At 64.3% G+C, this 18,209-nt stretch carries 21 protein-coding genes and 1 pseudogene; 16 read left to right on the top strand and 6 right to left on the bottom strand.

Translation table 11 applies throughout. The annotated features are described in order from the left end of the window. Positions 1-180: 180 nt before the first annotated feature. The 3 genes and pseudogenes from ffh to rimM all read left to right on the top strand — a co-directional run bounded on the left by ffh (position 181) and on the right by rimM (position 2,825). Positions 181-1,641 (top strand): signal recognition particle protein, encoded by a 1,461-nt coding sequence (gene ffh, locus JNM03_RS05850; RefSeq protein WP_294035205.1) that lies wholly within the window; start codon positions 181-183, stop codon positions 1,639-1,641. Between the two features lie 41 nt (positions 1,642-1,682). Beyond that, positions 1,683-2,138, top strand: a pseudogene (rpsP, locus tag JNM03_RS05845) (30S ribosomal protein S16); the annotation flags it as partial. Positions 2,139-2,330: 192 nt separating this feature from the next. Further along, positions 2,331-2,825, top strand: coding sequence for a ribosome maturation factor RimM (rimM, locus tag JNM03_RS05840; protein ID WP_294035203.1), 495 nt, complete (start codon positions 2,331-2,333; stop codon positions 2,823-2,825). Positions 2,826-2,940: 115 nt separating this feature from the next. On the opposite strand, the gene JNM03_RS05835 is transcribed toward rimM, so the two are convergent. Further along, on the bottom strand, positions 2,941-3,162 hold the full coding sequence (locus JNM03_RS05835) for a hypothetical protein (RefSeq protein WP_294035201.1): 222 nt from the start codon (positions 3,160-3,162) through the stop codon (positions 2,941-2,943). 103 nt (positions 3,163-3,265) lie between these two features. On the opposite strand from JNM03_RS05835, the gene JNM03_RS05830 reads away from it, so the two are divergent. From JNM03_RS05830 to JNM03_RS05790, 9 genes are all read left to right on the top strand, one after another. Beyond that, on the top strand, positions 3,266-4,183 hold the full coding sequence (locus JNM03_RS05830) for a LysR substrate-binding domain-containing protein (RefSeq protein ID WP_294035200.1): 918 nt from the start codon (positions 3,266-3,268) through the stop codon (positions 4,181-4,183). Next, entirely contained in the window at positions 4,180-4,917 is a 738-nt protein-coding gene (trmD, locus tag JNM03_RS05825) for a tRNA (guanosine(37)-N1)-methyltransferase TrmD (RefSeq protein ID WP_294035198.1), read from the top strand. The genes JNM03_RS05830 and trmD overlap by 4 nt, the downstream gene beginning before the upstream one ends. A 5-nt stretch (positions 4,918-4,922) precedes the next feature. After that, entirely contained in the window at positions 4,923-5,300 is a 378-nt protein-coding gene (gene rplS / locus JNM03_RS05820; RefSeq protein ID WP_062185076.1) for a 50S ribosomal protein L19, read from the top strand. A 99-nt stretch (positions 5,301-5,399) separates the two neighbouring features. After that, positions 5,400-6,017, top strand: a complete 618-nt coding sequence (locus tag JNM03_RS05815; RefSeq protein ID WP_294035194.1) for a DUF1287 domain-containing protein — start codon at positions 5,400-5,402, stop codon at positions 6,015-6,017. Positions 6,018-6,063: 46 nt separating this feature from the next. Further along, positions 6,064-7,089 (top strand): aspartate-semialdehyde dehydrogenase, encoded by a 1,026-nt coding sequence (locus JNM03_RS05810; RefSeq protein ID WP_294035192.1) that lies wholly within the window; start codon positions 6,064-6,066, stop codon positions 7,087-7,089. Between the two features lie 117 nt (positions 7,090-7,206). Beyond that, on the top strand, positions 7,207-7,983 hold the full coding sequence (locus JNM03_RS05805; protein WP_294035190.1) for an arginine deiminase family protein: 777 nt from the start codon (positions 7,207-7,209) through the stop codon (positions 7,981-7,983). Positions 7,984-8,126: 143 nt separating this feature from the next. Then, positions 8,127-8,750, top strand: a complete 624-nt coding sequence (locus JNM03_RS05800; RefSeq protein ID WP_294035188.1) for a DUF2238 domain-containing protein — start codon at positions 8,127-8,129, stop codon at positions 8,748-8,750. Between the two features lie 3 nt (positions 8,751-8,753). Then, positions 8,754-9,362, top strand: coding sequence for a hypothetical protein (locus JNM03_RS05795; protein WP_294035187.1), 609 nt, complete (start codon positions 8,754-8,756; stop codon positions 9,360-9,362). A 2-nt stretch (positions 9,363-9,364) separates the two neighbouring features. Beyond that, a complete protein-coding gene (locus tag JNM03_RS05790; RefSeq protein ID WP_294035186.1) occupies positions 9,365-9,820 on the top strand; it encodes a GFA family protein in 456 nt (151 codons plus the stop codon). A gap of 4 nt (positions 9,821-9,824) precedes the next feature. On the opposite strand, the gene JNM03_RS05785 is transcribed toward JNM03_RS05790, so the two are convergent. From JNM03_RS05785 to JNM03_RS05775, 3 genes are read right to left on the bottom strand one after another with little or no spacing between them, the layout of a single operon-like run. Next, complete coding sequence (locus JNM03_RS05785; RefSeq protein WP_294035184.1) at positions 9,825-11,414, bottom strand: DHA2 family efflux MFS transporter permease subunit; 1,590 nt, start codon at positions 11,412-11,414, stop codon at positions 9,825-9,827. Between the two features lie 3 nt (positions 11,415-11,417). Continuing rightward, the gene (locus JNM03_RS05780) at positions 11,418-12,530 is read right to left on the bottom strand and encodes an HlyD family secretion protein (protein ID WP_294035182.1); all 1,113 of its coding nucleotides are present in this window, start codon (positions 12,528-12,530) and stop codon (positions 11,418-11,420) included. Then, positions 12,527-12,967 carry a MarR family winged helix-turn-helix transcriptional regulator gene (locus JNM03_RS05775; protein WP_294035180.1) on the bottom strand — a complete coding sequence of 147 codons (441 nt, stop codon included), beginning with the start codon at positions 12,965-12,967 and terminating at the stop codon, positions 12,527-12,529. The genes JNM03_RS05780 and JNM03_RS05775 overlap by 4 nt, the downstream gene beginning before the upstream one ends. Positions 12,968-13,094: 127 nt before the next feature. On the opposite strand from JNM03_RS05775, the gene JNM03_RS05770 reads away from it, so the two are divergent. The 3 genes from JNM03_RS05770 to JNM03_RS05760 all read left to right on the top strand — a co-directional run bounded on the left by JNM03_RS05770 (position 13,095) and on the right by JNM03_RS05760 (position 16,430). Then, entirely contained in the window at positions 13,095-13,742 is a 648-nt protein-coding gene (locus JNM03_RS05770; protein WP_294035178.1) for a 2-hydroxychromene-2-carboxylate isomerase, read from the top strand. 44 nt (positions 13,743-13,786) lie between these two features. After that, positions 13,787-14,539, top strand: coding sequence for an alpha/beta fold hydrolase (locus JNM03_RS05765; protein WP_294035176.1), 753 nt, complete (start codon positions 13,787-13,789; stop codon positions 14,537-14,539). A gap of 76 nt (positions 14,540-14,615) precedes the next feature. Next, the gene (locus JNM03_RS05760; protein WP_294035174.1) at positions 14,616-16,430 is read left to right on the top strand and encodes a M2 family metallopeptidase; all 1,815 of its coding nucleotides are present in this window, start codon (positions 14,616-14,618) and stop codon (positions 16,428-16,430) included. A gap of 342 nt (positions 16,431-16,772) precedes the next feature. Here JNM03_RS05760 and JNM03_RS05755 read toward each other — a convergent pair whose 3' ends face one another. Next, positions 16,773-17,270, bottom strand: a complete 498-nt coding sequence (locus JNM03_RS05755; RefSeq protein WP_294035172.1) for a hypothetical protein — start codon at positions 17,268-17,270, stop codon at positions 16,773-16,775. Positions 17,271-17,326: 56 nt separating this feature from the next. Next, the gene (locus JNM03_RS05750; protein WP_294035170.1) at positions 17,327-17,653 is read right to left on the bottom strand and encodes a helix-turn-helix transcriptional regulator; all 327 of its coding nucleotides are present in this window, start codon (positions 17,651-17,653) and stop codon (positions 17,327-17,329) included. Positions 17,654-17,701: 48 nt separating this feature from the next. Here JNM03_RS05750 and JNM03_RS05745 point away from each other — a divergent pair, with 48 nt between their 5' ends. Beyond that, on the top strand, positions 17,702-18,184 hold the full coding sequence (locus JNM03_RS05745) for an SRPBCC family protein (RefSeq protein ID WP_294035168.1): 483 nt from the start codon (positions 17,702-17,704) through the stop codon (positions 18,182-18,184). The last annotated feature ends 25 nt before the right edge of the window (positions 18,185-18,209 follow it).

Raw genomic sequence — 18,209 nt, 5'->3', positions numbered from 1 at the left:
CCGCTGCCGCTTGCGTTTCGGTACGGTTTTGCGTAAAGGGCCCGCGTCCGGCCGCATCTTGCGGACGGACGCACACGACATCCGCGACGGAAAACCTGTCCACGGATACCGCTGGTTGGCGAGGTTTCGCTCACCGGCGTGTTTTGCGTTGCGGGCCGTCAGAAGGGACTTTTTAGGCGCATGTTCGACAGTCTGAGCAATCGGCTTGGCGATGTTTTCGGAAAGCTGCGCGGTCGCGGAGCGCTGACCGAGGCCGACGTGCGCGCGGCGATGCGCGAAGTGCGAATCGCCCTGCTGGAGGCCGACGTCGCGCTGCCCGTCGTGCGCAGCTTCGTCGATCAGGTCACCGAACTGGCGATCGGCCAGAATGTCCTGCGCTCGGTCACCCCGGGCCAGCAGGTGGTCAAGATCGTCAGCGACGCGCTGACCGAAATGCTCGGCTCCGAAACCGCCGAGCTCGAGCTCGCGGTCACGCCGCCCGCCGTCATCATGATGGTCGGCCTGCAGGGTTCGGGTAAGACCACCACGACCGCGAAAATTGCCAAGCGGCTCAAGGAGAAAGAGCGCAAGAAGGTGCTGATGGCGTCGCTCGACGTCAATCGCCCCGCCGCGCAGGAACAGCTCGCGGTACTCGGCAGCCAGATCGACGTTGCGACGTTGCCGATCGTTGCGGGGCAGCAGCCGGTCGAGATCGCGAGCCGCGCGATGCAGGCCGCCAAGCTGCAGGGCTATGATGTCCTGATGCTCGACACCGCGGGCCGGCTCCACGTCGACCAGCAACTGATGGACGAGATGCAGGCGGTGTCGCGTGCCGCCAACCCGGCCGAAACCCTGCTCGTCGTCGACAGCCTGACCGGTCAGGACGCGGTGCAGGTCGCGCAGCGCTTTACCGATCAGGTGCCGCTGACCGGCGTCGTGCTGACCCGCATGGACGGCGACGCGCGCGGCGGCGCCGCGCTGTCGATGCGCGCCGTCACCGGCAAGCCGATCAAGTTCGCGGGCACGGGCGAAAAGCTCGACGGGCTGGAGCTTTTCCAGCCCTCGCGCATCGCGGGGCGTATCCTTGGCATGGGCGACGTCGTCAGCCTGGTCGAGCGCGCGGCCGAAACGATCCAGGCCGAAGAGGCCGAGGCGATGGCCGCGAAGATGGCCAAGGGCATCTTCGACCTCAACGACCTGCGCACGCAATTGAACCAGATGCGCCGCATGGGCGGTCTTGGTGCGCTGGCGGGGATGATCCCCGGCCTCAAGAAGGCGCAGACGGCGATGGCGCAGAGCGGCGCCGACGACAAGATGCTGATCCATTTCGACGCGATCATGGGATCGATGACCCCCAAGGAACGCGCGAAGCCTGAAATCCTGACCGCAAAGCGCAAGATCCGTATCGCCAACGGATCGGGCACGACGGTGCAGCAGGTGAACAAGGTGCTGAAGATGCACCAGGAAATGTCCACCGCGATGAAGAAAATCCGCAAGATGGGCGGGCTCAAGGGGCTCGGCGCGCTGTTCGGCAAGGGCGGTGGCGGAATGGGCGGTTTGGGCGGCGGCGGCATGGGTGGCGGCGGCCTTGGCGGATTGCCCGGTCTCGGCGGCGGAGCGATCCCGCCCGAACTCGCCAATCTTATGAATAAAAAGAAATAACTCGACGAAACTCTGAACATTAAACTCTGAAGGAAAATATCATGGCTACCTCCATTCGCCTTTCGCGCGGCGGTTCGAAAAAGCGCCCTTACTACAAGATCGTCGTCGCTGACTCGCGCAGCCCGCGCGATGGCCGCTTCATCGAGCGTATCGGCAGCTACAACCCGCTGCTCGCCAAGGATAATCCGGAGCGCGTGAAGCTCGATGCCGACCGTGCGAAGCATTGGCTGAGCGTCGGCGCGCAGCCGTCGGATCGCGTCGCCCGCTTCCTCGACGCTGCCGGCGTCAAGGAGCGCGCTGCCCGTAACAACCCGAGCAAGGGCCTCCCGGGCGAAAAGGCCAAGGAACGCGCCGAGGAAAAGGCGCAGAAGCTGGCTGACGCCGAAGAGGCCGCCGCCGCAGCTGCAGCCGCTCCGGCGCCCGAGCCTGAAGCCGTCGAAGACGCCGCTCCGGAAGTGGCCGCCGAAGAGGCCGCCGCCCCCGAAGCGGCTGAATCGGACGCGACCGGTTCGGTGAAGAGCGAAGAAACCGCTGAGGCGGTTGCCGAAGCCGTCGCCGACGAAGTCCCGGCCGATGCGACCGCCGAAGACGCGACCGCGATCGCCGAAGAAGTCGCCGAAGGCGGCCCGGTTGCCGAAGAAGCCCCGGCAGAAGAGGCCGCCGGCGAAGAAAAGGCCGAAGGCTAAGCCTTGGCCCGCGCCGACCGCCCCGTCACCCTTGCCGCCATCGCCGGCGCGCACGGGGTACGGGGCGAGGTCCGCTTGAAGCTGTTTGGTGAAGGCGCGGAGGCTCTCCGCGCCTTTTCCGTTTTCGATGCGGGGACAAGCAGGCTGACGCTGAAATCGGTGCGGCCTGCCAATCAGGGCGCGGTCGCGACCTTTGTCGAAGTGACCGACCGCAGCGCGGCCGAGGCGCTGCGCGGCACGGTCCTGACGGTCCCGCGCTCGGCGCTGCCGGCGTTGGCCGACGGCGAATATTATCACCACGATCTGATCGGTCTGCCGTGCGTATCGACCGACGGCAGTGGGGTGGGCGACGTCGTCGCGGTCGAGAATTTCGGCGCGGGCGACATCCTCGAAATCCGCCGCCCCGATGGCAAGCGTTTCATGGTGCCGATGAATGCCCGCGCGGTTCCGGCGTGGAGCAACGAGGGCGTGACCATCGACGCGGCCTTCGTTGACTAACGACGACGCCCCGGTCGTCCGTCATCCCGAGAGCAGTCCAGGGTCGCTGTAGAGCGAACCCCGTCCTGTCGGCCTGCCGCCCCGTCAAGGGACCGGAGCGGCAGACCTGTGCCGCTCAGCGGCCTTTCCGGATGCGCGCGCGGACAGGCTGTCCGGCGCGGCGGCGTCCGCGGATCATGTCGCCGAAAACGATGTCTTCGCCGGGTGCGTGGGGCGGGGTGACGAGTTCGACGAAGCGGCGAAACATGCCCTTCAATCCCACGATCCCGCGATCGAGATCCGCGCTCAGCCGTTCATGGCTGTGGGTCCAGCCTCGCATGAAATGTTCGTCCAACATCGCTTTTCTCCTTTCTGGCGTGTGCCCTTCAAATGCGCCTCCGCGCGCCGGAAAGCCAACAAAGGCTCTGGCATATATCATAAGGCAGGCTTATATATCGAACATGTCGAAACTGCCGCCGCTTGCCGCCGTCCGGGTCTTCGAAGCCGCAGCGCGGCTGCAGAATTTCTCGCGCGCTGCTGAAGAGCTTGGTATGACTCAGGCCGCAGTCAGTTACCAAATTCGCCAACTGGAGGAGCGGCTTGGCCGCGCCTTGTTCGTCCGCGAGAAAGGGCGCGTGCGATTGTCGGAAACCGGTCGGCGGCTGCTTCCGGCAATAAGCGGTGCTTTTGCCGCAATGAGCGATGCCTTTGGCGCGCTGCGGAGCGACGACGCCGACATATTGACGATCAGCGCGGCGATGACGCTCGGCGGAACCTGGCTCAGCGCGCGGATCGGGCGGTTCCAGCTGCGCCACCCCGACCTCGCCGTGCGCCTGCTGATGTCGAACGATCTCGTCGATTTCGACGCGACCAATGTCGATGTCGCGCTGCGTACGGGCGACGGCAACTGGCCGGGGCTGCGCACGGACTTCCTGTTCCGAAGCCATGTCACGCCGATCTGTTCGCCGGCCTTTCGCGATGCGCATGCGATAGCCGCGCCCGCGGACCTGCTGCGCGTCGAACGCCTCGCCCCCAACGATCCCTGGTGGGCGGGCTGGCTGGCCCAGGCAGGTATCGGCACGCCCCCGCCGCGACGGCAGGGTATCGAACTCGACAGCCAGCTACAGGAAGCGGTCGCTGTGCAGGGCGGCTTTGGCGTCGCGCTGATGACCCCGCTCTACTGGCGGGGGGAACTGGAGGCCGGGCGACTGGTGCGGCCGTTCGAGCCGATCTATGAGACGGGCACCGGCAACTATCTCGTCCACCGCGAGGGCCGCGTCGGGGTGCGCAAGATCGAGCGGTTCCGCGAATGGCTGCATGAGGAACTGCGGATGGATCGCCAGATGATGCCCGAGCGGCTATGGGAGCCGCTGCCATGACGTTCACCGCCGTTCCCCTGACGCTTTACCCCGACATGTTCCCCGGTCCGCTGGGGCACAGCATGGCGGGGCGCGCGCTCGAGGCTGGGGTCTGGGCGTGCGATCCGGTGCAGATCCGCGATTTCGCGACCGACAGGCATCGCACCGTCGACGACACGCCGGCTGGTGGCGGGGCCGGAATGGTGCTGAAGCCCGATGTTCTGGCGGCCGCGATCGACCATGCGGTGGCGGCCCATCCGGGGCTGCCGGTGCTGGCGATGACGCCGCGCGGGGCGCCCGTCACGCAGGCGCGCGTCCGCCAGCTTGCCGCCGGTCCGGGCGCGATCATTCTCTGCGGCCGGTTCGAGGGATTCGACGAACGCATCTTCGATGCGCGCGCCATCGAACAAGTGTCGATGGGCGACATCATATTGTCCGGCGGGGAGATGGGGGCGCTGTTGCTGCTCGACGCTTGCATTCGGCTGCTTCCCGGCGTAATGGGCGCGCCATCCAGCGGTGACGACGAATCGTTCGAAAACGGTTTGCTCGAATATCCGCACTATACCCGGCCTGCTATGTGGGAAGGGCGCACGATCCCCGAAGTGCTGCGATCGGGGGATCATGCGAAGATCGCGGCCTGGCGGAAACAACAGGCGGAAGATCATACACGGTTACGCAGGCCGGACCTTTGGGAGCGTCATGAGGGCGCTCGGGCCCGACCTGCCTCTGGCGCGCGGCGAAAAGAGAAGGACTAGAGGACATGAACCTCATCCAGACGATCGAAGCCGAAGAAATCGCCAAAGCGGCGAAGACCATTCCGACCTTCCGTCCCGGCGACACGCTGAAAGTCGGCGTGAAGGTGGTCGAAGGCGAACGCACCCGCGTCCAGAATTTCGAAGGCGTGTGCATCGCACGCTCGAACAAGGGCATGGGCTCCAACTTCACCGTGCGCAAAATGTCGTTCGGCGAAGGTGTCGAGCGCGTGTTCCCGCTCTATTCGCCCAACATCGACAGCATTACCGTCGTCCGCAAGGGCGCCGTTCGTCGTGCGAAGCTTTACTATCTTCGTGGCCGAACCGGTAAATCGGCGCGTATTGCGGAACGCCGCGAATACCGGTCGGAAGCCGGCGAAGGCTAAGGAGAGCTTCTCCTCCACAAAGCCGAAACAGCTTTCAAAAACGACCGGTTCCGCCAACAGGCAGAGCCGGTCGTTTTTCATTTGGGCATAGCGAAATTGATGCAGCCGTCCCTTTCCATGCAGCCGACACGGCGCGCCTTCATCGGCGCGGCGATCGCCGTTGGGGCGTTCGGCGTGTCGGGCGGGGCAATGGCGGCGACCAATGCGCAGCGCCTTGTCGCCGCGGCGCGCGGGCAGGTCGGTGTCACGCTGCGTTATGACCCTGCCTATACGGTTCTCGCCTTCCCGAACGGCGACGTCGACCGGGCGAAGGGCGTGTGCACCGATGTGGTGATCCGCGCGTTTCGCGACGCGCTGGCGCTTGACTTGCAGGGGCTTGTAAACGCCGACATGCGGGCCAATTTCGGAGTCTATCCGAAGAATTGGGGTCTGGCGCGTCCCGACCGGAACATCGACCATCGGCGCGTGCCCAATCTGGCGACCTTCTGGCGGCGGCAGGGCGCCTCGGTGCCCGTGACCGACAAACCGGCCGATTGGCGGGCGGGCGACATCTTCACCCAGATGGTGAACGGACGGCTGCCGCACACGGGGATCGTGTCCGATCGCAGGAATACCGTGGGCACGCCGCTGGTGATCCACAATATCGGCGGTGGTACCCGTGAGGAGGATGCGCTGTTCGACCATCCGCTGACCGGCCATTTCCGCTGGAAAATCTGACTGACCTACGTTTCCAACCGAGTTCTTACGTTCGAGGAGTGAGTGAATGGGTTATCGTATCGTTGTCGCCGGCGCGACGGGCAATGTCGGGCGCGAAGTGCTCGCCATCCTCGCCGAGCGCGAATTTCCCTATGACGAACTGGCGGCGGTCGCTTCGTCGCGCAGCCAGGGCGACGAGATCGAGATTGGCGACAGCGGCAAAACCGTCAAATGCCAGAATATCGAGAATTTCGACTGGTCCGGCTGGGATATGGCGATTTTCGCGATCGGCAGCGACGCGACCGCGATCCACGCGCCGAAGGCCGCCGCGGCGGGCTGCGTCGTGATCGACAATTCGTCGCTCTATCGCATGGACCCCGATGTGCCGTTGATCGTGCCCGAGGTGAACCCCGATGCAATCGACGGTTACACGGCGAAGAACATCATCGCGAACCCGAACTGCTCGACCGCACAGATGGTCGTTGCGCTGAAGCCGCTTCACGACGCCGCGACGATCAAGCGCGTCGTCGTCTCGACCTATCAGTCGGTGTCGGGCGCGGGCAAGGCGGGCATGGACGAGCTGTGGAACCAGACGCGCCAGATCTTTGTCGGCGACGAGAAGGACGTGCAGAAATTCACCAAGCAGATCGCCTTCAACGTCATCCCGCATATCGACAAGTTCCTCGACGACGGTTCGACGAAGGAAGAGTGGAAGATGGTCGTCGAGACCAAGAAGATCCTCGATCCCAAGATCAAGGTCACCGCAACCTGCGTGCGCGTTCCCGTCTTCGTCGGGCATAGCGAGGCGATCAATATCGAGCTGGAAGACGAACTGTCTGCCGAAGACGCGCAGCGCATCCTGCGCGAGGCGCCGGGCGTCGTGCTTCACGACAAGCGGGAAGACGGCGGATACATCACCCCGGTCGAAGCGGTTGGCGATTTCGCGACCTTCGTCAGCCGCGTCCGCGACGATCCGACCGTCGACAACGGCCTGAACCTCTGGTGCGTCAGCGACAATCTCCGCAAAGGCGCGGCGCTGAATGCGGTGCAGATCGCCGAACTGCTCGGCCGCCGGCACCTGAAAAAGGGCTGATCGGCCTCGCAATCCCGTTCGTGTCGAGCCCTTCGGGGATGAAGTCGAGGCCCCCATCGCGGGTGCGCTCCCCAAGAGCATCTCGACTTCGCTCGATGCGAACGGATAAGAGGGGGGATGGATAGCCCCTTCGCCTTTTCGCACGCGCTCTGCCGCGCCCCTGCACCCTCGGCCGTCAACGGCATCCGTGCCGGCGGCGGACCCGACCCCGATTTCGAAACGCTCGCCGCCGAGCATCGGGCCTATGTCGCCATGCTGCGCGAGCTGGGGCTGTCGGTCGAGGTTCTTTCCGCGCTCGACGATTATCCCGACGCGCTCTTCACCGAGGATGTTGCGCTGACCTTTCCCGAAGGCGCGATCCTGCTGCGTCCCGGTGCGGCGAGCCGCGCCGGCGAAGTTGCGCATGTTCGCGAGGCGCTCGCTGCGCGCCATCCGGTTCTGCTCGACATGACCGTCGGCCATGTCGAGGGGGGCGACGTGCTGCGCCTTGCGGACCGCGTGATCATCGGCCTGTCCGACCGCACCGACCGCGCGGGCGCGACCGAGCTTTCGGGTTTGCTCGAACAGCTGGGCTATCGCGCCGAGATCGCGGAGACGCCCGCGGGCGTGCTGCATTTCAAGACGGGATGCAGTCTGATCGACGCGGGCACCGTTCTGGCCGTTCCGGCGATGCGCGACTGCCCGGAGTTCGCCGGACTTGAGGTCGTGTTGACCCCGCCGGGCGAGGAGGGGGCTGCGAATATCCTGCGCGTGCGCGACACGGTGCTGATCGGCGAGCGCTGGCTGGCGACGCAGGCGCTGCTTGCGGCGCGGGGCGTGCCCTTTCGCGCGATGGCGACCGATCATATCGCGCGCATCGACGCCGGTCTGAGCTGCATGTCGCTGCGCTGGTGACGCATCGAAAATCGCTGTCCTGCACTCTGTTGCTGCCTTAGCCTGACCGGTATGATGCGAGTTCCGTCCGTCCGTGCGATTTGTGCGTTTCCGAGTGAAGTTGCGCAGTTTTCGGCCATTTTCGTCGGGAAGGATTTCGGACGGTGACCGACGCGCCGGCGCGTCCCGAGACGCAACGACTCCTGATCGGCCTGTTGCTCGCGTCGCTGTTGGTGGCGCAGATCGACCAGCCCTATCCCGACGTCGCGCTGCTTCAGCACCTTCCGACCATGCTGCTGCTCGTCGCCTCGCCCGCCTTGCTGCGCCGCTGGCCGCTGTCGACGCCTGCGCTGGCGTGCATCGTCGTCTTCGTGGCGCTGCACACGCTCGGCGGCCGTTATGCGTACAGCAACGTCCCCTATGACGACTGGGTGCGCGCGATGACCGGATCGACGCTGTCCGAAACCTTCGGATGGGGCCGCAATCATTATGATCGGCTGGTCCATTTCGCCTTCGGCGCGTTGTCGGTGGTGCCAGTTGCGGAATTCGCGCGCCGCTGGGGCGGGCTGGGCGCGCGCGGTGCGGCACTGTCGGCGCTCGGCTGGGTTCTGGCCATCTCGTGCCTCTACGAGATTTTCGAATGGCTGCTTACAATCGTTGCGGCGGGCGAGACCGCCGATCGGTACAATGGTCAGCAGGGTGACATCTGGGACGCCCAAAAGGATATGGCGCTTGCGACCGTGGGTGCGATATTGATCGTACCGTTCGCAGGCAGAGGCAGGAGATAGACGATGCGGAAACTGGCAGTCCTCGCGTTGATGGCCATGCTCGCGGCGTGCAAGCCGGCCGCGGACAAGGCGGCGGCGGGCGAAGATACCGTCGATGCGCCGCCGATGCCCGAGGCGAAGGCCGACGGTCCCGACGCCGCGACCACGGCGATCAGCCTCGACGGCGAGGGGCTTCGCTTCATCGACAAGGCCAGCGGCAAGTCCAGCCTGCTGGCGTTCGGCATTCCGCGCGCGCAGGCGGAGGATGTGCTGGCGCGCGTAGCGGGACAACTCGACGATCGCAGCACCAACGAGGAATGCGGGGCGGGGCCGATGGCGTTCACCCGATTCGACGCGATGACGCTCAACTTTCAGGGCGGAAAGTTCGTCGGCTGGTTTCTCGGCAACGAGAATGGTGCGTTGGAATATTCGACCCCCAGCGGGATCGGTATCGGAACGACCCGGGCGAAGGCCAAGGAGTCGGTGTCGATCGTCGATGTCGAGGACAGCACGCTGGGCGAGGAGTTCGGTATCGGCAGCGGCGACAAGGTTGTTGGCGGCATGTTCGCCGAACCCGGTGAGGCCGCGAAGATCGACGCCTTGTTCGCGGGCACGAACTGCTTCTTTCGTTGACGATGGCCAGCGAGATCACCGGCGGTTGCCGCTGCGGGCAACTCCGCTATCGCTTCGAGCAGGACGGGCCGCTGCTCAACTATTGCTGCCATTGTCTCGATTGCCAGAAATCGACGGGCAGCGCCTTTGCCGATCAGGTCGTGGTGATGATCGACGTGCTGCGCGTCGAAGGGCGCAGCGTGACCTCGTCGCTACCCCGCCCTTCGGGCGGATTGACGACCGCGCATTTCTGCCCCGACTGTTTCAGCCGCGTTCACAGCATCAACAGCGAGCGGCCGGGCATGGCGATCGTGCGTGGCGGGTCGCTCGACGATCCGATGCTGGCGGAGCCGTTCACCCACATGTGGGTGAAGCGCAAACGGCGGTGGATCGTCCTGCCCGACCATTTGCCGGTATTTGAAGAGACGCCCGACGCTGCGGAATTCATGCGTCTTGCGGTGGCGCATCGGCAACGCTGATGCGTCAGTGACCCATGTCGGCAGCCGACGCCTTCGGCGCACCGGGTTGCGCGGGACGCAGCAGCAGGACGAGCGGGACCGCCGCCAGCGTCACCCACATCATCAGCCAGAAATCGTCGATATAGGCGACCATCGCCGCTTGTCGGTTGATCTCGGCGTTGACCATGGCCATCGCGGTGTCACCGATGATGCCGAACCGGTCTGCGGTCGAGGGGTCGAGCAGGCTCGTCGAGCTACTGGTGATATGCGAAACCAGATCCTCGTGGCTTGTCTGCGTGTTCGCACCGAGCAGCGTTGTCACGATCGAAATGCCCACCGACGCACCGACGCTGCGGAAAAGATTGAGGAGGCTCGATCCGTCGGTTCGGTATAGGGGCGGGATGGTGGCGAAGGCCATGGTGTTGAGCGGGATGAAGATCAGCCCCATGCCGAGGCCCTGCACCAGCCCGCTGACGATGACGGGCCGCATTCCCATTTCCAGCGACCAGTGGCTCATCTGCCACAGCGACAGCGCGGCGATGATCAGGCCGGTCCCGACCATCCAGCGTGCGTCTATCTTGCCGAGAAGCTGTCCCGCGACCCACATGCTCGCCAAAATGCCGACCCCGCGAACCGCGAGCACCCAGCCGGTGTCGATCACCGGCCAGCCGAACAGCCGCTGGAGCATTGGCGGCAGCAGCGCCATCGAAGCGAACATCACCACGCCGATGACAATCATGAAACCCATCGCTGTGGCAAGGTTGCGGTCGGCAAGCATCGGGCGGTTGAACAGCGGGTTGCGGGCGGTGAGCAGATGAATCACGAACATCCACAGACAGGCCGCCGCGACCCCCATTTCGATCCAGATTTCGACGCTGTCGAACCAGTCCTGCTGGGCGCCGCGGTCGAGCATCAACTGCAGCGCAGCCAACCCGAGGGCGAGCATCGAGAATCCGAACAGGTCGAACTTGCGCTCGCGGGTTCCCGTCGCGGGAAGCAGAGCCCACATAAGCGCCAGCGTGGCGAGCCCGACAGGCAGATTGACGTAAAATACCCAGCGCCAATTGACCGATTCGGTCAGCCACCCGCCAAGGATCGGGCCCAGAATCGGCCCGATCATGATTCCCATCCCCCAGATCGACATCGCGCGCCCCTGTTTTTCCGGCGGGTTGATGTCGAGCATGACCGACTGGGACAGCGGCCCGATGAAGGCGGCGCTGATCCCCTGGAGAAAACGGAACACCACCATCTCTTCCAGATTCTGTGCGGCACCGCACGCCATCGAAGCGATGATGAACCCCGTGACGGCAGTCAGGAACAGCCGCCGCCGCCCGATGCGGTCGGCGAGCCAGCCGGTGATCGGCATCGCGACGGCGGAGGCGATGATATAGCTGGTGAGGACCCAGTTCACGGTCTCGCTCGTTGCGCCGAGCGCCGACTGCATATGCGGGATGGCGACGTTGGCGATCGTCGTGTCGAGTATCTGCATGATCGACGCGCCCATCACCGCGACGGTCAGCAGGCCGCGATACCGGATCTGCTCGTGCAGCGGGATCGCATTGTCGATCGGCCGCGCCGCTGCGGGCGAGCGGCGGGGAAGGGCGCGGCTCGCCATCGCCTATCGGGCCGCGGTGAAGACCCGGACGTCGGCCGACAGGCCGGCGATCATGTCGCGCGACGGTGTTTCGTCGAAAGCGATGCGGACCGGCACGCGCTGTGTCACCTTGACCCAGTTGCCCGTGGCGTTCTGCGCGGGCAGCACGGAGAATTCGCTGCCGGTCCCGGCACCGATCGTCAGCACATGGCCCCGTACCTTCAGCCCCGGATAGGCGTCGAAGCTGATTTCGGCTCGCTGGCCGACGCGCATGTTGGCCAGATCGGTTTCCTTGAAGTTCGCCTCCACCCATGGGTGGCCGGTATCGACGATGGTGACGGCCGGCAGGCCCGCGACCATCATCTGGCCAATCAGCAGCCGGTCCGATTGGGCAATGCGGCCCGCGCTCGGGGCCCGTACTTCGGTACGGCCAAGGTTGACCTCGGCCTGGGCGCGTTGGACTTTTGCGGCCTCGACCTGGGGATTGATGCCGGTTCCGCCGGTGGCGAGCTTGGCGCGCGCTTCGGTGGCGTCGGCCTTTGCTGCGGCAAGTTGCGCCCGCGCGAGTTCGACCGAATGTTTCGATGCGTCATAGGCGGCCTTGGTCGTGAATCCCTTGTCCATCAACGCGGCTTGCCGGGCGAAGTTGGATTGGGCGAAAGCCAGCCCTTCCTCGGCCGATTTGATATCGACGCCCGTCGCGGCGAAGCTCGCGGACAGATTTCCGACATCGACTTTCGCCGCGTCGATCGCGGCATTGGCCTGCGCCACGCTCAGGGCATAGGGTTCGCCGTCGATGCGGAACAGCAATTGTCCCGCCGCGACCATCTGACCGTCCTTGACGGCAACGTCGGTGATGCGTCCGCCGACTTCGGCAGCGATCGAAACCTTGTCCATCTGGACATAGGCATTGTCGGTCGACACCGATCCGCCGCTCGTCAGCCAGTACCAACCGCCTGCCGCGATCAGGATGGCTGGAAGGCCAAACATCAGGAGTCGGGTACGCCAGCCCGGGCTGGCCGTTGTTTCGGTTTCCACCATCGGCTTCGCGGCCGGCGGAACCGGGTCGGCCTTCGGCGCGCGCGCCGGTGCGGCATCCTCGGCCTTGACGGGGGAGGGGGAGAGCTGGTCCATCATTGAGTCTCTTTTTGGCATTCGCGGCGGGACAGGTTCGCGCGCACACGCTCCACAAGCGCGGCAAGCTGATCGCGTTCGGCGGCGCTAAGCCCTTCGGTCGCGTCATCGGTCAGTCCCTGCGCGATATCGCGGATGCCGTTCAGGAGGACGGCTGCGCGCGGAGTCAGATAGAGCCGCCAGGCGCGGCGGTCGGTCGGGTCGGCGCGGCGTTCGACCAGCCCTCCCTCCGCCAGCCGGTCGACCATGCGCGAAAGCGTGATCGGTTCGACTTCGATCAGCTCGGCAAGCGGCCCCTGACGGATACCCTCGTGGCGTTTCAGATAGGTGATCAGTCGCCATTGCAGCGCCGTAATGCCACTGTCGCGCGTGCGCGCGTTGAAGGCGCGCCGAAAAAGACGCGCACTGTCGTTCAGGAGGAAGCCGATCGTCTCACTCATGGCAGCAGATATAATAGCAGATGCTATTAAATTCAATCTGCTTTGCGCGATCCGTGAAATATCTGATTTGGTGCAAAATTTTTTACGGGCGCTTGCGTGAGGCGTCTTTTTTTGCAGGATAGGGGCCATGACCCTGACCGCCGACCTCTTCTGGTCCTTTCGCTCGCCCTACAGCTATCTCGCCATCGGCCGCTATCGGGCGCTTGCGGCCAGCCACGATCTCGCGATCAACTTGCGTCCGGTCTATCCGCTCGCCATCCGCCAACCCGATTTTTTTGAGCGCAATCATCCCAACTGGTTGAGCTACACGATGCGCGACATGATCCGGGTGGCGCAATTTCACGGCATTCCCTTCGGACCGCCGCGACCCGACCCGATCGTACAGAATATCATGACGCGCGAGATCGCGGCCGAACAACCCTATATCCACCGCCTCACGCGGATGGGGCAGGCGGCGTCGCGGCGCGGCCGGAGTCTCGGTTTTTGTCACGAGGTTGCGCAACTCATCTGGGGTGGGGCGCAGGACTGGCATCTTGGCGACCATCTTGCCGGCGCGGCGCGGCGGGCGGGACTCAGCCTCGCCGAACTCGATGCCGAAGCGGCGGCCGATGCCGAAGCCCTCGATAACGAGATCGCGGCGAATCAGGTTGCGCTCGAAATCGCGGGGCATTGGGGCGTCCCGACGCTGGTTTTCGACGGCGAGCCTTTCTTCGGACAGGACCGCATCGACATGGCGAGGTGGCGGATGGAGCAGAAGGGCCTTCAGCCGCGTTGATGGGTTCTTGCAGACTTGCCGGTTGAGAGCGCATAGCGCCGGGCATGATGATCGAACCGCAATTTTTCGACGCGCGCGACGGTGTGCGGCTGGCCTGGCGCGAGATGGGAGACGGCCGCCCGCTCGTCCTGCTCCACGGCCTGTTTTCGAACGCCGAGGTCAACTGGATCAAGTTCGGGACGGCCGAGCGGATCGCGGCGGCGGGGTTTCGGGTCGTCATGCCCGACCTGCGCGTCCACGGGTCGAGCGAGGCGCCGCACGAGCCGTACCATTACCCGCCCGATATCCTCGTCCGCGATCTCGAGGACCTGATCGCGCATCTGGGGATCGCCGATTTCGACCTTGGCGGCTTTTCGCTGGGCGCGCGCACCAGCGCACGCGCGGTGGTCGCCGGGATGCGGCCGCGCCGGTTGATCCTTGGCGGCATGGGACTGGCCGGCCTCGCCGGCTGGGCGAAGCGCGGGCGATTCTTCCAGCGCGTGATCGCCGATTATGAAACCGCGAAACGCGGTGACGACACCTGGCTGTCGATCCAGTTCATGAAGACCATGAAGATCGACCGCGTGGCGGCGAGCCTGCTTCTGGACAGTTTTACCGACACGACGCCCGACATGCTCGCCGCACTGACGATGCCGACCCTGCTCGTGTGCGGCGAGCAGGATCAGGACAACGGGTCGGCCGCCGACCTTGCCGGGGTACTTGTCGACGCCGAACTGGTGACGATTCCCGGCACGCACATGTCGAGCGTGACGCAGCCGGAAATGGGTGAAGCGATCGCGGCCTTCCTCACCGCTTGACCGGGCCGGCGGCGGCGTTCAGATTGCCGGCCATCGCGCCCCCGAGAGCGCACCCACGTCCAAGAGGATCGACCCCATGAAAGCCATGATTTCAACGCTGTCGCTTGCGCTGTCGCTAGCGGTGGCTTCCCCCGTCCTTGCCCAGACCGCGCCGACTGCCGCCGATGCCGATGCCTTCATCGCCGGGGTCGAAAAGGACCTGTTCGACTATACGGTCGAGGGTAGCCAGGTGAACTGGGTCAACGCGACCTATATCACCGAGGATACCGACGCGATGGCGGCGCGGATCAACGCAATCGGTACCGAAAAGTCGGTCAAATATGCCCTCGAAGCCGCGAAATACGCGAATGTCGCGGGGCTGAGCGCCGACACGAAGCGCAAGCTCGACATCCTGCGCACCGGCATCGTCCTGCCGGCGCCGACGAAGCCCGGCGCGGCGACCGAACTCAACCAGATCGCGACCGACCTGCAGTCGCAATATGGCAAGGGCCGCGGCACCCTCGACGGCAAGGAAATCTCCGGCTCCGACATCGAGGCGGAGATGGGCAATCTGGACCATACGCCCGCGCAATTCGCCGAAATGTGGACAAGCTGGCACGACAAGGTCGGCGCGCCAATGAAGGACGACTATGTAAAGATGGTCGGAATCGCGAACGAGGGTGCGAAAGAATTGGGCTTTGCCGATACCGGCGCGATGTGGCGGTCGGGCTATGACATGCCGCCCGAGGAATTCGCGAAGGTGACGGAAAAGATCTGGCAGGACATGAAGCCGCTTTACGTGGCGCTCCATACCTATGTGCGCTGGAAGCTGAACGAGAAATATGGCGACGCGGTGCAGCCCAAGACCGGCCCGATCCGCGCCGACCTCCTCGGCAATATGTGGGCGCAGGAATGGGGCAACATCTACCCGCTCGTCGCCCCGCCCGGCACCGGCGATCTTGGCTATGACATCGGCGACCTGCTGAAGGAAAAGGGCAAGGGCCCACTGGACATGGTCAAGGCAGGCGAGAATTTCTATTCCTCGCTGGGCTTTGCCGCGCTGCCCGACACCTTCTGGAAGCGCAGTCAGTTCCTGAAACCCGCCGACCGCGAAGTCGTCTGTCATGCCTCGGCATGGGACATCGACAACAAGGACGATATCCGCATCAAGATGTGCATCAAGGTGAACGCCGACGACTTCGTCACGATTCACCACGAACTGGGCCACAACTATTATCAGCGCGCCTATAACCAGCAGCCGTTCCTGTATCTGAACGGCGCGAACGACGGTTTCCACGAGGCGATCGGGGATTTCGTCGCGCTGTCGATCACCCCGCAATATCTGGTCGATATCGGCCTGCTCGACAAGGCGAAGGTCCCGAGCGCCGACAAGGACATCGGGCTGCTGCTGCGTCAGGCGATGGACAAGGTGGCGTTCCTGCCCTTTGGCCTGCTCGTCGACCGCTGGCGTTGGGGCGTGTTCGACGGGTCGATCAAGCCCGCCGACTATAACAAGGCCTGGACGCAATTGCGCACCCAGTATCAGGGCATCGTTCCGCCCGGCGAACGGCCGGCAAATGCGTTCGATGCGGGCGCGAAGTTCCACATTCCGGGCAACACGCCCTATACCCGCTATTTCCTCGCCCGCGTGTTGCAGTTCCAATTCTATCAGGCGGCCTGCAAGCAGGCGGGCTGGAAGGGGCCGCTTCACCGCTGCTCCTTCTATGGCAACAAGGACGTCGGTGCGAAGCTGGACGCGATGCTGAAAATGGGGGCGTCGAAGCCCTGGCCCGACGCGCTGCAGGCCTTCACCGGCAGCCGCGAGATGTCGGGTAAGGCGATGGCCGACTATTTCGCGCCTCTGAAGAAGTGGCTCGACGAGCAGAACAAGGGGCATCCGTCGGGCTGGTAGGAAAAGAGGCCATGAACAGCGGGGCCGGGGAGTAATTCCCGGCCCTTCTTGTTCGAGGGCCGGAGCGAATGTCGGCCTGGACGTGGAAAGCCGCCGTTGCCTGGTTTCAAAAGTTCAGGAAAGTTCACCCCTGTGCGCCCCCGATTTGGCCGGCGATATTTTTTGGACCGCGCAATGTGTGGGCGCGCGCGGTCGTGGCGCTATCCGCATGCCGGGCCGCGACCTTCCTTATCCACCGAGCGAAAGAGCCGGGATGGACGCCGACGTGGCGGGATATTGTAGGAACGACCTATCTTAAGGTGCCGTCTGTTTTGGGGTGGGAAGCGATCGTTCGCCGAAACGTTAAGGAAACTCGCCAGTCACAAGCTTAATGTGGCTGCCTGTCACCCCTATCAGCACGCCGTCCTGATATTGAAAGGTTGCGATAACGGCATCGCTATGTGCGTCGCGGGCGAAGGTCAAATCTATCTCGACACTGCCGCACGGGCTCATCGAAAGGGGGCCGGCCGACGCTGTAGAGAACTGGTAGCTCCGGGGCTCAAGCTGCCGCGCGAATTCTACAACAGCATCGATTCCTTTGGAACGCGGACCGATTCCAACGTCGCCCGCAAATATGATGAACTTGGCGTCGCTGTCTACCGTCTGGGATAGGCTTTCCCTATCTCCTGCTAAAGCCTGCTTAATGATGCTAACCGAACGCGATCCATAAGCGCCGTAGACATCCGGCACGTTGGCCTGTTCGATTTTCTGAGGCGTCCTGCAATAGAAGAGGGGGTGCTGGTCCGGGGCGCCAGCCGTCAACGCCGCTGCAGTTGCCATAGCGATGTGCAATATGGTCATGCGACCCTAGTTAGCGGCGATCGGGCCTGACCGCTACCGGTCGTAACGCGCCGTCGCTATGCTGTTTCGACCGCTTGCCTGAATCGGGTGAGCCGTGCTGCCGCCGCCGCGGCGTGGGGGCCGATCCAGCGGTCGTGGATATCCTGAATCGGCAGCGCGTTGAGATGGTTCCAGCGTTCGCGGCCGCGGCGTTCGGCGATGACCAGCCCGGCATCCTCCAGCACTTTCAGATGTTGCATCACCGTACAGCGGTCGATGTCGGCGAAATGGCCGCACAGCGTTCCGGTGGTAAGTGGCTGATCTTTCAGATCGTCCAATATCTGCCGCCGGATCGGTGAGGCGAGCGCCTTGAAGGTCGCGTCGAACGGGTCGTGAATTGACATGTTATATAAATATAACATAAAAGACTGCGACTCAAGCGGAGAATGGGCATGGAACTGAAGTTCAGGGTCGCGGCGCGGATCGCGAAGCCGGTGCACGAAGTGTTCGAGGCAGTCGCCGACCCCGCGAAGCTGTCGCGCTATTTCACCACCGGCGGTGCGCAGGGCCGGCTCGAGGCCGGTTCGACGGTGGCGTGGGACTTCCACGACTTTCCGGGCGCCTTTCCGGTTTACGTGATCGAGGTCGTGGCCGACGAAAAGATCGTCCTTGAATGGCAGGCCAATGAAGGCGAGGCGCCGAATGTGGAGGGCGGTGAACTGAGGGACGCCGACTACCGCACCCGCGTCACGATGAGCTTCAAGGGTCTCGACGACGGCCGCACCCTGGTCGAGATCGCCGAGGAAGGCTGGCGCGAAAATCAGGGCGCGCTGGGCGCCAGCTATGGCAACTGCCAGGGGTGGTCGCAGATGCTCTGTGCGCTCAAGGTCTGGATCGAACATGGCATCAACCTGCGCGCCGACATGTATAAATAAGCGCGCCTTGCCGACGACGGGGCTG

This window comes from Sphingopyxis sp., from assembly GCF_016793825.1.
GTDB lineage: Bacteria > Pseudomonadota > Alphaproteobacteria > Sphingomonadales > Sphingomonadaceae > Sphingopyxis.
The sequence above is the reverse complement of the archived record's forward strand: the minus strand, read 5'-3'. Positions and strand labels throughout refer to the sequence as shown.